This window comes from Sphingobium fontiphilum (genome assembly GCF_014196635.1).
In the GTDB taxonomy this organism is placed as follows: domain Bacteria; phylum Pseudomonadota; class Alphaproteobacteria; order Sphingomonadales; family Sphingomonadaceae; genus Sphingobium; species Sphingobium fontiphilum.
Genome location: NZ_JACIEB010000003.1, coordinates 1 through 12,918 on the forward strand (window position 1 = coordinate 1; position 12,918 = coordinate 12,918).

The 12,918-nt window shown below is 64.7% G+C and carries 15 protein-coding genes and 1 tRNA gene; 5 read left to right on the top strand and 11 right to left on the bottom strand.

What is annotated here, in order from left to right; translation table 11 throughout:
• Positions 1 to 199: 199 nt before the first annotated feature.
• The 5 genes from GGR44_RS07020 to glmU form a co-directional block, all read right to left on the bottom strand.
• A complete protein-coding gene (locus GGR44_RS07020) occupies positions 200 to 631 on the bottom strand; it encodes a hypothetical protein (protein ID WP_183954885.1) in 432 nt (143 codons plus the stop codon).
• A gap of 17 nt (positions 632 to 648) precedes the next feature.
• Positions 649 to 990 carry an endonuclease toxin domain-containing protein gene (locus tag GGR44_RS07025; RefSeq protein WP_343052317.1) on the bottom strand — a complete coding sequence of 114 codons (342 nt, stop codon included), beginning with the start codon at positions 988 to 990 and terminating at the stop codon, positions 649 to 651.
• A 57-nt stretch (positions 991 to 1,047) separates the two neighbouring features.
• A complete protein-coding gene (locus tag GGR44_RS07030; RefSeq protein ID WP_183954887.1) occupies positions 1,048 to 1,362 on the bottom strand; it encodes a hypothetical protein in 315 nt (104 codons plus the stop codon).
• A gap of 291 nt (positions 1,363 to 1,653) precedes the next feature.
• Positions 1,654 to 3,477, bottom strand: coding sequence for a glutamine--fructose-6-phosphate transaminase (isomerizing) (glmS, locus tag GGR44_RS07035; RefSeq protein WP_183954888.1), 1,824 nt, complete (start codon positions 3,475 to 3,477; stop codon positions 1,654 to 1,656).
• Positions 3,478 to 3,724: 247 nt separating this feature from the next.
• Positions 3,725 to 5,020, bottom strand: coding sequence for a bifunctional UDP-N-acetylglucosamine diphosphorylase/glucosamine-1-phosphate N-acetyltransferase GlmU (gene glmU / locus GGR44_RS07040; protein ID WP_246344441.1), 1,296 nt, complete (start codon positions 5,018 to 5,020; stop codon positions 3,725 to 3,727).
• A 164-nt stretch (positions 5,021 to 5,184) separates the two neighbouring features.
• Here glmU and GGR44_RS07045 point away from each other — a divergent pair, with 164 nt between their 5' ends.
• Together GGR44_RS07045 and GGR44_RS07050 are read left to right on the top strand one after the other, a co-directional pair.
• Positions 5,185 to 5,853, top strand: a complete 669-nt coding sequence (locus tag GGR44_RS07045) for an HAD family hydrolase (protein WP_183954890.1) — start codon at positions 5,185 to 5,187, stop codon at positions 5,851 to 5,853.
• Positions 5,850 to 6,611, top strand: coding sequence for an enoyl-CoA hydratase/isomerase family protein (locus GGR44_RS07050; protein WP_183954891.1), 762 nt, complete (start codon positions 5,850 to 5,852; stop codon positions 6,609 to 6,611). Before GGR44_RS07045 ends, GGR44_RS07050 begins: the two co-directional genes overlap by 4 nt.
• Here the strand turns inward: GGR44_RS07050 and GGR44_RS07055 are convergent.
• Positions 6,608 to 8,386, bottom strand: coding sequence for an ABC-F family ATP-binding cassette domain-containing protein (locus GGR44_RS07055; protein ID WP_183954892.1), 1,779 nt, complete (start codon positions 8,384 to 8,386; stop codon positions 6,608 to 6,610). The two genes, GGR44_RS07050 and GGR44_RS07055, sit on opposite strands and share 4 nt — an antisense overlap.
• A gap of 130 nt (positions 8,387 to 8,516) precedes the next feature.
• On the opposite strand from GGR44_RS07055, the gene GGR44_RS07060 reads away from it, so the two are divergent.
• Entirely contained in the window at positions 8,517 to 9,254 is a 738-nt protein-coding gene (locus GGR44_RS07060) for an SIMPL domain-containing protein (RefSeq protein ID WP_183954893.1), read from the top strand.
• A gap of 195 nt (positions 9,255 to 9,449) precedes the next feature.
• Here the strand turns inward: GGR44_RS07060 and GGR44_RS07065 are convergent.
• Positions 9,450 to 9,524 (bottom strand) — tRNA-Gln (locus GGR44_RS07065).
• A 142-nt stretch (positions 9,525 to 9,666) separates the two neighbouring features.
• Between GGR44_RS07065 and GGR44_RS07070 the strand changes: the two genes are divergently transcribed.
• Positions 9,667 to 10,188: a MarR family winged helix-turn-helix transcriptional regulator gene (locus tag GGR44_RS07070; protein WP_183954894.1), complete on the top strand. Its 522-nt coding sequence runs from the start codon at positions 9,667 to 9,669 to the stop codon at positions 10,186 to 10,188.
• Between the two features lie 76 nt (positions 10,189 to 10,264).
• A complete protein-coding gene (locus GGR44_RS07075; RefSeq protein ID WP_183954895.1) occupies positions 10,265 to 10,567 on the top strand; it encodes a hypothetical protein in 303 nt (100 codons plus the stop codon).
• Between the two features lie 7 nt (positions 10,568 to 10,574).
• Here GGR44_RS07075 and GGR44_RS07080 read toward each other — a convergent pair whose 3' ends face one another.
• The 4 genes from GGR44_RS07080 to GGR44_RS07095 all read right to left on the bottom strand — a co-directional run bounded on the left by GGR44_RS07080 (position 10,575) and on the right by GGR44_RS07095 (position 12,898).
• A complete protein-coding gene (locus GGR44_RS07080; RefSeq protein ID WP_183954896.1) occupies positions 10,575 to 11,396 on the bottom strand; it encodes a pyrroline-5-carboxylate reductase family protein in 822 nt (273 codons plus the stop codon).
• Between the two features lie 4 nt (positions 11,397 to 11,400).
• Positions 11,401 to 11,907: a type III secretion system chaperone family protein gene (locus tag GGR44_RS07085; protein ID WP_183954897.1), complete on the bottom strand. Its 507-nt coding sequence runs from the start codon at positions 11,905 to 11,907 to the stop codon at positions 11,401 to 11,403.
• Positions 11,908 to 11,998: 91 nt separating this feature from the next.
• On the bottom strand, positions 11,999 to 12,301 hold the full coding sequence (locus tag GGR44_RS07090; RefSeq protein WP_183954898.1) for an accessory factor UbiK family protein: 303 nt from the start codon (positions 12,299 to 12,301) through the stop codon (positions 11,999 to 12,001).
• A gap of 48 nt (positions 12,302 to 12,349) precedes the next feature.
• A complete protein-coding gene (locus GGR44_RS07095) occupies positions 12,350 to 12,898 on the bottom strand; it encodes a TspO/MBR family protein (protein WP_183954899.1) in 549 nt (182 codons plus the stop codon).
• Positions 12,899 to 12,918 lie beyond the last annotated feature (20 nt).

Consider the following 12,918-nt stretch of genomic DNA (forward strand, 5'->3'; position numbering starts at 1 on the left):
ATGGTGCTCCCTTGGTGGATCGTGACAATCACACCGTGGAGGATCGGGCCAATCCGAATCAAACCCTCAACAGAGCGCCGTCCACACCATCACCGTAATTCCTCGTAATTCCAGACAACAACTTAGCAGTGGGTAGGAGCCACTGCTTTTATCTTGCTTTTCACCTTTTCCCTTCCTCGTCCGCAAAATCCGCGCTCCATCACTCTGCCATCGCAAGCGCCGCAACCGCCGCAGAGCCCAAAGCCTCATCAGAGCCAAGGGCGGCTTCCATCTTGTTGGGCAGCGGAGCGAACCCGTCATCGACACCCTCATTTCGCGTCGGGATCAGCGTCACGGCCGCATCATCGGTCGTCTCGACCTCTACGCATTTGGCCGAGTTCACGAACGTGCCGAACGATTTGACACCCGCAAGATCAAGCACCGGATCGAACAGATTGGTGAACGACCTCGGGTGTGGAACGCCCTCGCGTGACGCTGCCAGACATTCCCTAACCGCGCGACCAACTTCGCCCTTGTCTTCCTTTTCGACCGCCAGAACCGGGGGATTAATTACCCAGACTCCAGCGGTCGTTTTTGACGAGCTGTGCACGTACAGCTTGCCCTTACGCTCGTAGATCGTCGCAGCTTTCATTGGTCAGGCTCGCCTCATTATGGGAAGGGTATGACATTCACGGTGACGCCGCGCGAGGCTCCATACTTCACCGTCTGACTGATGATAGCCTGCTGCGCCGCCGATCCGCTATGGGGGATCGCAAGATCGAGCGCGCGCCCCGTTATGTCTTGCCCGCGAATACGAACACCAGCCCAAGTCCTTCCCTGGAAGCCAGCGACCTTGTCCACATAGCCATTGAGAGTTCGCGTCAGCGTGGACCCGCTTTGGTATGTCGCGGCATCAAGATCGATGCTTTTGATGCTGGTCGCCAGCCCATTTTCGAATCGATCGATCACGGGGAAATTGCCGGGCAGATTATGCCCGAGCCTCTGTTCGATCTGCTGGCCGCGCTGGAAGGGGTTGAGTTTCCAGACGCCACTCTCTGCGGCAAAGTCTTAACCGCTGGGCTCACCATAGCAGGCGCGCACGACGAGATCGGCCAGCGCCTGTTCGTCGGGTGCGACGCGAACACAGCATCCCGTGTCGTCGTGAAACATAGCTGTAATCTCACCTCCCGGAAGGTCGATCACAGCAGCCTGTGAGTAAGGAAATTGAACTGATTCAGGGGAATCCACGTCTAATTTTGACACTACGAAATTGATAAAATCTTGAAAATCATCGTCTTTCTCATAATCATTAAAGACGATGAAAATACCGTTCGGCTTTTTTATTTCAGACGTTTTTGGATAATTCAGATTGATCGCCATCATCTATTCCCCACGAAGCCAAACTTGGCGTCTACCGCTGCCCTCGACTTCTGTGACGAGGTTATGATGCTGTTCCAGAGATCGTCGCCAGAATACTTCACCGACTTGGTCGCGACAAGGATTACGGTGCCGGATTACGGTGCCAGTTTACTAAATACACGAAATATTTCAGTCAAACCGCATGGCTCGCCCCCTCGCCTCGTCACCCCCGGTTTGCCTTGTCATGTGACCCAGCGGGGCAATCGGATTGCGGTGACAGGGCGTAATTGCTGTAACCGACACTCCCGTCGCCCCTCACTCCACCGTCACGCTCTTCGCCAGGTTCCTCGGCTGGTCCACGTCCGTGCCCTTGGCCACCGCGACATGATAGGCCAGCAACTGCACCGGCACCGCATAGACGAGCGGCGCGATCAGGGGGTGGACCTCGGGCATCTCGATGGTCGCCATGCAGCCTTCCCCGGCCAGCGCAATCCCCTCGTCATCGGAAATCAGCACCACCTTGCCGCCGCGCGCCTGCACTTCCTGCATATTGCTGACGGTCTTGTCGAACAGCGGGCCGGACGGCGCAATCACGATCACCGGCACATTGTCGTCGATCAGCGCGATGGGGCCATGCTTCATCTCGCCCGCGGCATAGCCTTCGGCATGGATGTAGCTGATTTCCTTGAGCTTCAGCGCCCCTTCCAGCGCCATCGGATAATCCGGCCCCCGGCCCAGATACAGCACGTCGCGCGCCGGCGCGATCAGGTGGGCCATCGCCTCGATCTCGCCATCATGGCTCAGCGCCTCGTTCATCGCGGCGGGCGCTTCGGACAGGTGCCAGACGATTTCGGACTCCTCCTCCGCCGTCAACCGCCCCTTGGCCCGCGCCAGATTGGCGGCCAGCGCGGCCAGCACGGCGAGCTGACAGGTGAACGCCTTGGTCGACGCGACGCCGATTTCCGGGCCTGCATGGGTGGGCAGCAACAGGTCCGCCTCGCGCGCCATGCTGCTGGTCGGCACATTCACCACCACGGCGATGATCTGTCCCGCCGCCCTCGCGTGGCGCAGCGCGGCCAGCGTATCGGCCGTCTCGCCCGACTGGCTGATGAACAGGGCGAGGCCGCCCGGTTCCAGCACCGGATCGCGATAACGAAACTCGCTCGCCACATCGATGTCGACGGGCACGCGCGCGAATTTCTCGAACCAGTATTTCGCCACCAGCCCGGCATAATAGCTGGTGCCGCAGGCGACGATGGTGATGCGGTTGACGGCGCTGAGGTCGAAATCCATGTCGGGCATGGCGACCTGATTTTCCATCCGGCGCAGATAGGAACGCAGCGTCTGGGCGACGACCACCGGCTGCTCGTAAATTTCCTTCTGCATGAAATGACGGTGATTGCCCTTGTCGATCATCGCGCCCGAAACGCCGCTGATCGTCACCGGGCGCTCTACCGGCATGTTGTCCTTGTCGAAAATCTCAGCGCCGTCATGGGTGATGACGACCCAGTCGCCCTCCTCCAGATAGGCGATGCGCTGCGTCAGCGGGGCGAGCGCCAGCGCGTCGGACCCCAGAAACGTCTCGCCATCGCCATAGCCCACGACCAGCGGCGAGCCGAGCCGCGCGCCGATCAGCATGTCGGGATGCTGGCGGAACAATATGGCGAGCGCGAAGGCCCCGTGCAGGCGCGGCAGCACCTGCCGCACCGCGTCGCGCGGGGACGCGCCCTGCTCCACCAGTTCGCTGACCAGATGGGCGACGACTTCGGTATCGGTCTGGCTGTCGAATGTGCGCCCGCGCGCGATCAACTCCTCGCGCAGCGGCTTGAAATTCTCGATAATGCCATTGTGGACCAGCGCCACTTCGCCGGTCGCATGGGGATGGGCGTTGCTGGTGGTCGGCGCGCCATGGGTGGCCCAGCGCGTGTGGGCGATGCCGGTGGCGCCGGGCAGCGGGCTGTCGCGCAGCACCTCGACCAGATTGGCGAGCTTGCCCTCGGCCCGGCGGCGCTCGATCGCGCCCTGATGCACGGCGGCGACGCCCGCGCTGTCGTAACCGCGATATTCCAGACGCTTCAGGCCATCGACCAGCCGTTCCGCCACGTCATCCTTGCCGACAATTCCGATGATACCGCACATGCAGGACAAGCCCCGTCAGATGGAAGTTCACGCCCTTATGGGACGCAGAAATGGCCATGCCATTAATGCGGCGCGCGCGACAGGGGGCTTTCAGAGTTTGTTGGGATATGCGCCTTTGGCGCATCCGCACAGGGCCACACCCCCACCCGACCGCCCAGACATGGTATCCTGATGGGCGGCCGGGTGGGGGTGTGGGCCGGTGCCGCATCGAAAATGCGCTCTTCCGCGCATTTTCCAAACAGGACTCTCAGCCCTTGCTGGCCTTGCGCGCCTTCATTTTCTCGCGGAACCGCTTGGCCCAGCCCGACAGGCCGCGCTGTTCGGGCCGGACAAGGCACAGCGCGTCCGCCTCCACATCGCGCGTCACCACGCTGCCCGCGCCGACGATCGCGCCCGCGCCGATGCTGACCGGGGCGACCAGCGCGCTGTTGGAGCCGATGAACGCCCCCTCGCCGATCTGCGTCTGATATTTCAGGAAGCCGTCATAGTTGCAGGTGATGGTCCCCGCGCCGATATTGGCCCCCGCCCCGACGACCGCATCGCCGATATAGGACAGGTGGTTGGCCTTCGCCCCCTCACCCAACTGCGCCTTCTTCACCTCCACAAAATTGCCGACCTTCGCCTTCGGGCCGATGACCGCGCCGGGGCGTAGCCGGGCATAGGGGCCGATTTCCGCCCCGCTCGCCACGCTCGCCCCCTCCAGATGGGAAAAGGCGTGGATGACGACATTGTCCGCCACGCTGACGCCGGGGCCGAACACGACATTGGGCTCCACCACCACATCGCGGCCCAGCACCGTGTCGTGACAGAAGTGGACGGTGTCGGGCGCGATCAGAGTCACGCCATCGCGCATCGCCTCGGCCCGGCGGCGCGCCTGCCACATGGCCTCCACCCCCGCCAGCTCGGCGCGGCTGTTGACGCCCGCCACTTCCCATGCCTCCGCCTCGATCACCGCGCTCGGCGCGCCGGGCAGCATGACGATGTCGGGCAGATAATATTCCCCGGCCGCATTGTCGTTGCCGATCCGGTCGAGCAGCACGAACAGGTCGGTGGATCGCACCGCCATCAACCCGCTGTTGCACAGGGTCACCGCGCGCTCGGTCTCGCTCGCGTCCTTATATTCGACCATCTTGCCGATCACGCCCTGCCCGTCGGCGATGATCCGGCCATAAGCGGCGGCATCGTCGGGCCGAAAGCCCAGCACCACGGCGCGCGGCTCGTCGCCCCGGCTCAGCCGGTCCAGCATCGCCCGCATGGTTGCCGCCCGCACCAGCGGCACGTCGCCATAGAGGATCAGCACATCGCCCGCAAAGCCCGCCAGCGCATCATGCGCCTGCGCCACGGCATGGCCGGTGCCCAGTTGCCGGTCCTGCACCGCGATGGCGACATCCATGCCCGCAACGGCGGTCTCCACTTGGTCGCGGCCCGCGCCGACCACCACCACCTGCCGCTGCGGCGCCAGCTCGGCGACGCTCGCCAGCAGGTGCAACAGCATCGGCCGCCCGGCGACGGGGTGCAGCACCTTGTGCCGGGCCGACTTCATCCGCGTGCCCTGTCCTGCGGCCAGGATGATGACGGCGAGCGGGCGAGTGGTCACGGGCGCATATCCTTTGTCTGTTCGGGCCGGAATGGGAGTGCTCAAAATCTGTTGGCTCTCTGGCATGTTTGGCTTGCCTTTGCCACCGCCCCGGCGGCATGGAACCGGCCATGGCGCACATTCCTTTCGATATTGTTGGCTTCGACCTCGACGGCACCCTGCTCGACACCAGCGGCGATCTCGCGGCCGCGGTCAATTACGCCATCGCCACGATCGACCGCCCGCACTTCCCCGTCGACGCCATCCGCCCCTTTGTGGGCAAAGGCGCGCGAGTGATGCTGGAGAGGGCGCTCACCGCTTCTGGCGGCTGCGACGACGCCCTGCTGGGCCAAACGCTGCCGATCCTGCTGGACTATTATCAGCAGAACCTCGCCATCCACTCATTACCCTATCCCGGCCTGATCGCCGCCCTGGACCAGTTGGCGGACGCGGGCGTGCGGCTCGCCATCTGCACCAACAAGGCGGAACGCTTCGCCGTGCCGCTGATGCATCAGATCGGCCTGTCCGACCGCTTCGCCAGCATCATCGGCGGCGACACGGTCGGCGTGACAAAGCCCGACCCCGCCCCCATCCACGCCATGATCGAACGGGCGGGCGGCGGTCGCACGGTCTTTCTGGGCGACACGATCAACGATATCGCAGGCGCGCGCAACGCCGGCATCGCCAATATCGCGGTCAGCTTCGGCTTTCTCGACGGCCCGGTCGAAAATCTGGAGGCGGACGCGGTGATAGACCATTTCGACGAGCTTTTGCCCCTGCTGGAACGCTGGCCCGCATGACGCTGCGGCTGGAGCGGGAGGGCGCGGTCGCCCGGCTGCTGATCGACCGGGCGGACAAGCGCAACGCCATGAACCAGTCGATGTGGGGGGCGCTGCCAATGCTCGTCGAACAGGTGATGGCCGATGATGCCGTGCGCGTCCTCATCCTCGCCTCCGCCACGCCCGGCCTGTTCTGCGCGGGCGCGGACATTGGCGAATTTGCGGCGCACAGCGGCGATCCTGACTGGCGCATCGCCAATCAGGCGGCGATCCGCGCCAGCCAATATGCGCTCGCCCATGCGCCAAAGCCGGTGATCGCCGCCATCGAAGGCGATTGCGTGGGCGGCGGCTGCGGCCTCGCCATGGCTTGCGACATCCGCGTCGCCGCGCCCGCCGCCCGGCTGGGCATCACGCCCGCTAAACTGGGCATCGTCTATTCGCTGTTCGACACGAAATTGCTGGTCGATCTGGTCGGGCCGGGTCAGGCAAAGCGCGTGCTGATGACCGGCACGCTGTTCCCGGCGGACGAGGCGCTGGCGATGGGCCTGATCGATCAGGTCGCGCCCGATCCGCTGGCCGCAGCGCTCGCCATGGCCACCACCATCGCGGGCAACGCGCAACATAGCGTGCGCAGCGCCAAGGCGATCATCACCCGCATCCTGAATGGTCAGGCCGACGATGACGAGGCGACTCTCGCGCTGTTCCGCGACGCCTTCACTCTCCCCGATTTCGCTGAGGGGGTCAGCGCCTTCCGCGCCAAACGCCGACCGGAATTTTAGCCCAGCCCTTCGGCCTTCTCCGCCAGTTCCAGCCAGCGTTCCTCGGCCGCGTCCTTTTCCGCGCGGGCCACCTCTATCGCCTTGGTCAGCGCCGCGAATTTCTGGGGATTGCCGCTGTAGAGATTGGGATCGGACAGGGCCTCCTCATCCCGCGCAATGGCCGCCTCCAGTTCCTCGATCCGCCCTGGCAGCAAGTCGAGGTCGCGCTGGTCCTTGTAACTGAGCTTGGCGGATACCGGTCTGGGCGGCGGCGGCGCGGCGGGGGCCTTCTTCTCGACCTTGGGCGCCTTGCGCGGGTCGCGCTTGGCGATCCAATCGGCATAGCCGCCGACGATCACATCGACCTGGCCCGACCCGTCCAGCCCCAAAGTCACCGTCACCGTCCGGTCGAGGAAATCGCGGTCATGGCTCACGATCAGCACCGTGCCGTCATAATCGGAAATCACTTCCTGCAACAGGTCGAGCGTTTCGAGGTCAAGGTCGTTGGTCGGCTCGTCCAGCACCAGCAGGTTGGATTCGCGCGCAAATTCCCGCGCGAACAGCAGCCGCGATCGCTCCCCGCCCGACAATGTGCCGACCTTCGCCTCGGCCAGCGAGGGATCGAACAGAAAGTCCTTGAGGTAGCCATGGACATGCTTGCGCACGCCGCGCACGTCGATCCAGTCGCCCCCTTCGGCGAGCACCTCGCGCACGCTCTTGTCCCCCTGCATCAGGCTGCGCTGCTGGTCGATGAAGATCATGTCGAGCGTTTTCGCTTGGCTCACCGATCCGCTATCGGGCGCCATCTCGCCGGTCAGCAGCTTCAGCAGCGTGGTCTTGCCCGCGCCATTGCCGCCGACGATGCCGATGCGGTCGCCGCGCTGCACCCGCAGCGAAAAGTCGCGGATGACCGTGCGGTCGCCAAATTGCTTGGTGACATGCTCGGCCTTGATGACGCTCTTCGTCTTGCTGTCGTCGCTCGCCACCGCGAGTCTGGCGGTGCCCTGCGGCCCCTGCATCGCCGCGCGCGCGGCCCGCATTTCCCACAGTTTCGCCAGCCGCCCCTGGTTGCGCTTGCGCCGGGCGGTGACGCCGCGCTCCAGCCAATGGGCCTCGATCTTCAGTTTCGCGTCCAGCTTGTCCGCCGCCCGCGCCTCCTCGGCATAGACGGCCTCCATCCATTCCTCGAACCCGCCAAAGCCGATTTCGTTGCGGCGCATCCGCCCCCGGTCCAGCCACAATGTCTGGCGGGTCAGCCGCGTCAGGAAGGCGCGGTCGTGGCTGATGACGATGAACGCGCCAGTATAGCGCGCCAGCCAGTTTTCCAGCCAGTCGATGGCGGCGATGTCCAGATGGTTGGTCGGCTCGTCCAGCAGCAGCAGGTCCGGCTCGCTCGCCAGCGCGCGGGCGATGGCGGCGCGGCGGCGCTCGCCCCCGCTCGCCGTCGCCGCTTCGCGCGACAGGTCGATGCCCAACTGGCTGGCGATCGCCTCCACCTCATGCGCGGGCGGCGCGAACTGTCCGGCCAGAGCAAAATCGTGCAGCGTCTTGAAGGCGCTGACGTCCGGGTCCTGCTCCAGCGTCACGACGCGCGCGCCCGGCCGCACCGACCGCACGCCCTCATCCGGCTCGATCTGCCCGCCGATCAGCTTCAGCAGCGTCGTCTTGCCCGCGCCATTGCGCCCGATCAGCGCCAGCCGGTCGCGTTCGCCGACATGAATGTCGATGTCGCGAAACAGCCAGTGAGTGCCCTGCGACAGGCCAAGTTTTTCGAAAGAGAGAATGGGAGCCGCCATGGCCGGGCTGCTAGAGCATTTTGCCGGCCCACGGAACCGCAATCTGTCTGACGGCTTTCAACGTCCGTCACCGTCCGTTCATCGCAACCGTTCCAAAAGCCGTTCATCCGCTCAAGGAGAAAGACAAGACATGAAATCCGCCCTGCCCCTGATGGCGCTCGCCGCTGCCGCCCTGCCGACCTTGGCTGCCGCGCAGACCAGCGTCACCATCGCCGAAACCGCGCCGGTCTTGACGCTGAACGTCACCGAAAGCGTGGAGGCCGCGCCCGACATGGCGACCGTGGGCACCGGGGTCCAGACCCGCGCGCCCACCGCGACAGAGGCGATGCGCGACAATGCGGCCAAGATGGACGCGCTGATCGCCACGCTGGCCAAGGCGGGCATCGCGAAAAAGGATATTCAGACCAGCGGCATCAACCTGTCCGCCCAATATGATTATTCCGACCGCCCCGGCCAACCCGCCGGGCCGCGCTTCATCGGCTATGAAGCCTCCAACCAGATCAGCATCATCGTGCGCGACATCAGGAAGGTCGGCGTCCTGCTCGACACGCTGGTGGAGGCGGGCGCCACCAATGTGAGCGGCCCCAGTTTCTCGATCAGCGATACCGCCCCGATGCTGCAGCAGGCGCGTGGCGCGGCGTTGAAGAGCGCCAGGGCGCAGGCCGATTTCTATGCGCAGGCGGCCGGCTATAAAAGCGCACGGCTGGTCTCGATCAGCGAAAGCAACAGCGGTGGCATGCCCCCCATGCCGATGATGACCGCCCGCTTCAAAGCCGAAGCCGCCGCCGCGCCGACGCCGGTAGAACCGGGTCAGGTTGCGTCGTCGGTCAACTTGACCGTCCAATATGCGCTGGAGCAGGGATCTTGAACCCGCGCAGACAGGGACTGCGCTTTTTTTGGAGGGGCCGGATCGGATGGCGGGCAGGTCGCCCTCGCTAAGCGCCGCCTTCAAACCCCGCAGGCCACAAAGGGCAGCCGGGCTTCACCGCCTCGCGGGTTGTAATGGCCGGAGTGAAACCTCTCCATCATAACCTGAGAGATGAATTTCAACCGCGGGTTGTGCTGGCTGGGGCGGCAGGATTCGAACCTGCGCATGGCGGCATCAAAAGCCGCTGCCTTACCGCTTGGCGACGCCCCAGCAGGCCCGAAGCGATCGGGCGATAGGCGCATATAGCGGCTGGCGCGGGAAAGGGAAGCCCTGTCCTGCCTATGGCGTTTGCTCGCGTGCGGCGGCATGGTGGCCGCCCCGTTTCACAGCAATAACCGGCCGTTCGAATCATATGACCGCATCGTCCCAGCATGGCGCCAGCGCCCAGCCCCATGTCGCCTCCGCCTCGCCCCTGTTCCTGCGCGAGGACGAGGTTCGCCGCGGGATAGAGATGCTCTATTTCGGCCATGGCGCGCTGCTGCGCGCTATCGACGAGGAGCTGGAGGCGCGGGGCCTTGGCCGCGCGCACCATCGCGCGCTCTATTTCATTTCGCGCCAGCCTGACCTGAGCGTGGGCATGTTGCTGCGCCTGCTGGGCATTACCAAACAATCGCTCGGCCGGGTGCTGAGCGATCTTGCAGAGCGCGACTTTGTCGAAACCCGCCCGGGACCGAGCGATCGCCGCCAGAAATTGCTGCGCTTGACGGCGGCGGGCAAGGCGCTGGAAAACGACCTGTTCCGGGCCTTGCGCGAAAAAATGGCCACCGCTTATGCCCAGGCCGGCCAGGGTTCCGTCACCGGCTTCTGGCGCGTGCTGGAAGGGCTGATCCCCGAAGAGGATCGGTCGATGGTCTTTGGCCTGCACAGCGGATAATCGCATCCCCCCTCGCAACCATATCGCTTCTGCTGCGCTTATGGGTCCAGTGCCGCAACAACCAAAAGGATGCACAATGCGCAAGATCTGGACCGCCCTGCCCGTCGCCCTGATGATCGTGGCCCTGCCGGCCTGCTCGGAAAAGACCGAAAACAGCCTCGCCAACAGTGCGGACAATATTGGCCAGGATTTCGAAAATCATATGGACAACGCCGGGGCCGCCATCGACAACGGCCTCGACGATGCCGGTCAGGCGATCGAAAACGGCACGGCCCGCATGGGCGCCGCCGCCGACCGGGCGGCCAACGATGCGCGTGAGAATGTCGGCGGCGCGCTTGAAAATGCTGGCGAGGACTTAAAGAAGCCCGACAAGGAATAAGCCGCGTTCAGCCGCCGCGCGCCATGGCATCGCCACGGTCGCGCGCGGCGCGCAGCGTATCTGCCATCAACCGCGCCATGCGGTCGTCGGCATCCATGACGTTCAATCCCTCACGCGTCATGCCGCCCGGACTGGCGACCTGATCGGCCAGTCGGGCCGGGCTGTCGCCGGACCGCGCGGCCATGCTGGCGGCGCCGCGCACGGTCGCAATCGCCATGCGCGCCGCCTGATCAACCGGCAGGCCCAGCGCCTCGCCTGCGCGCGCCAGCGTGTCGATAAACCGGAACAGGAAGGCCGGGCCACAACCCGACAGCGCGGTCAGCGCGTTGAACAGGCTTTCGTCGGCGATCCATTCGGCAAGGCCAAGCGGGGCCATCAAAGCCTCCGCAGCGGCGCGCGCGGTAGCCTCTGTCCGACCGTCGGTGTATAGGCCGACAACGCCTTCGCCAATGCCGACCGGCAGGTTGGGCATGGCTTCAATCACCGCATCGACCTGTGGAAATTGCGCGCGCAACGCGGCCAGCGGCGTCCCCGCCAATATCGACAGGATGCGCGTGTCGGCATCGCACAAGGGCGCAAGGCGGGGGGCGACATCGCCCAGTTGATAGGGCTTCATCCCCAGCAAGATGGTCGCGCCGTGCGTCAGCGCGGCCGGCATGTCGGCCAGCACCGTGACGCCCGGCGCGACCGCCCGACCGCTTGGCCGAACCACCGTCACATTTTCCGGCGGCAGCCCGCAGGCCAGCCAGCGCGCGAGCATCTGGCCCGCCATATTGCCGCATCCCACCATCAACAGCCGTTCAGGCCACGCGGTCACCGTCTGCGTCATCGGATCAGGCTTCGCCGCGCGTTTCGATCAGGCTGGCGGCGATCGCCTCGGACGGGGTCTTGCCGCCCCACAGGACGAACTGGAACACGGGATAGAAACGCTCGCACTCGTCGATGGCGGCTTCCACCAATATCTGCGCCTGATCGAGGGTCAGCGTACCCCCCTGGCCCAACAGCGCGCCATGGCGGAACAGCACGATCCCGCTCGACGACCAAAGCTCGAAATGGCCGAGCCAGAGTTGCTCGTTGATCAGCGCCAGCGTTTCATGGATCGCCGGGCGTTGCTCGTCAGACACGCGAATGTCGGGCAGGGCCAGCAGTTGCAGCACCTGATCCTCGTCGCGCCAGATGGCGCGCAATTCATACTGCGCCCAGCTGCCCTGGCTCTGGCCGACGATTTCGTCCTCGCCCACATGCTCATAGGTCCAGCCATGCGCGTCGAAATAGGCGGCCAGCATGTCGATGGGGGCGGCTTCCTGCCCGCCATGCTCAAATTCGTCGCGATCTATCATCTGTTCCCGGTCGGCCTTTCATTGCGCCGAGCCTTTAGCACCGCTCCACCCGAAAGGACAGCCGTGCCGGGAGAAACCCGGTCGGACGACTTTATTCGGCGGCGGCGTCCTTCGCCGCCTTGCCGCCGCGCACCGACTTGGTCACCACCGGCTCACCAGCGCCCTCCAGCGCATCCAGCCGCGCCTTGAGCAATTCCACCTCTTCGCGCGCGGCGGCGGCCATGGCCTTCACCGCGTCAAATTCCTCACGGCTAACGAAATCCATGCCGCCGACCCATTCCCGGGCCTTTTCCCGCGCATTGGATTCAAATTCGCGCGTCATCCCGGCAACAGTCCCCGCCGCGCCGTTCACCAGCTTGGCGAGATCGTCGAAAAAGCGGTTTTCACTCTGCATGGCGGTCAGTCTTTCCTGCGGGAACGCCGGGGATCGGCGATGGCTTCCCTATATCTGGGTGCGCAGCGCGGGTGCAACAAGGGTTTGCGCCCCGGGATTGAGACGCCCGACTTCATAATTGAGCAGCCCGGCGAACAGCAGCCAGCCGATATAAGGCAGCATCAACATGCCGGCCACCGCGCGAATCCGCCAGAAAATCAGGGTGGTGACGATCACCAGCGCAAGCAGGGCGAGCAGCAGGTAAAGGGCGGCTTCCACCTGATGCGCGCGGAAAAACAGCGGCGACCACAGCAGGTTGACCGCGAGCTGGACTAGAAAGAACAATATGCCCAGCCCTCGCAACCGCGCGCCGCGCGCATGGATGACGATGGCGAGCGCAATCGCCATCAACACGTACAGCACTGTCCATGCAGCGCCAAAGGCCCAGCCCGGCGGCATGAAGGATGGCTTGTCCAGCGCAGCGAACCAGCGATTTTCATAGCCGCTGTTGGAAAAGCTGGCCGACAGGAAACCCAGGAACAGCGTGGCCGGAACGGTAACCAGCGCCCAGCGGAGGAATGCAAGGCGCAACTGCCCTTTGGACGCGATTTCATTCATCGACTGCGCAAGCTCCTGTC

Excerpts from the sequence above, each read along its gene's own strand:
- GGR44_RS07020 (WP_183954885.1), bottom strand. The coding sequence starts at position 631 with ATGAAAGCTGCGACGATCTACGAGCGTAAGGGCAAGCTGTACGTGCAC.
- GGR44_RS07060 (WP_183954893.1), top strand. The coding sequence starts at position 8,517 with ATGAAATCCGCCCTGCCCCTGATGGCGCTCGCCGCTGCCGCCCTGCCG.
- GGR44_RS07055 (WP_183954892.1), bottom strand. The coding sequence starts at position 8,386 with ATGGCGGCTCCCATTCTCTCTTTCGAAAAACTTGGCCTGTCGCAGGGC.
- GGR44_RS07090 (WP_183954898.1), bottom strand. The coding sequence starts at position 12,301 with ATGCAGAGTGAAAACCGCTTTTTCGACGATCTCGCCAAGCTGGTGAAC.
- GGR44_RS07050 (WP_183954891.1), top strand. The coding sequence starts at position 5,850 with ATGACGCTGCGGCTGGAGCGGGAGGGCGCGGTCGCCCGGCTGCTGATC.
- glmU (WP_246344441.1), bottom strand. The coding sequence starts at position 5,020 with ATGAAGTCGGCCCGGCACAAGGTGCTGCACCCCGTCGCCGGGCGGCCG.
- GGR44_RS07085 (WP_183954897.1), bottom strand. The coding sequence starts at position 11,907 with ATGATAGATCGCGACGAATTTGAGCATGGCGGGCAGGAAGCCGCCCCC.
- glmS (WP_183954888.1), bottom strand. The coding sequence starts at position 3,477 with ATGTGCGGTATCATCGGAATTGTCGGCAAGGATGACGTGGCGGAACGG.
- GGR44_RS07045 (WP_183954890.1), top strand. The coding sequence starts at position 5,185 with ATGGCGCACATTCCTTTCGATATTGTTGGCTTCGACCTCGACGGCACC.
- GGR44_RS07070 (WP_183954894.1), top strand. The coding sequence starts at position 9,667 with ATGACCGCATCGTCCCAGCATGGCGCCAGCGCCCAGCCCCATGTCGCC.
- GGR44_RS07075 (WP_183954895.1), top strand. The coding sequence starts at position 10,265 with ATGCGCAAGATCTGGACCGCCCTGCCCGTCGCCCTGATGATCGTGGCC.
- GGR44_RS07030 (WP_183954887.1), bottom strand. The coding sequence starts at position 1,362 with ATGATGGCGATCAATCTGAATTATCCAAAAACGTCTGAAATAAAAAAG.
- GGR44_RS07095 (WP_183954899.1), bottom strand. The coding sequence starts at position 12,898 with ATGAATGAAATCGCGTCCAAAGGGCAGTTGCGCCTTGCATTCCTCCGC.
- GGR44_RS07080 (WP_183954896.1), bottom strand. The coding sequence starts at position 11,396 with ATGACGCAGACGGTGACCGCGTGGCCTGAACGGCTGTTGATGGTGGGA.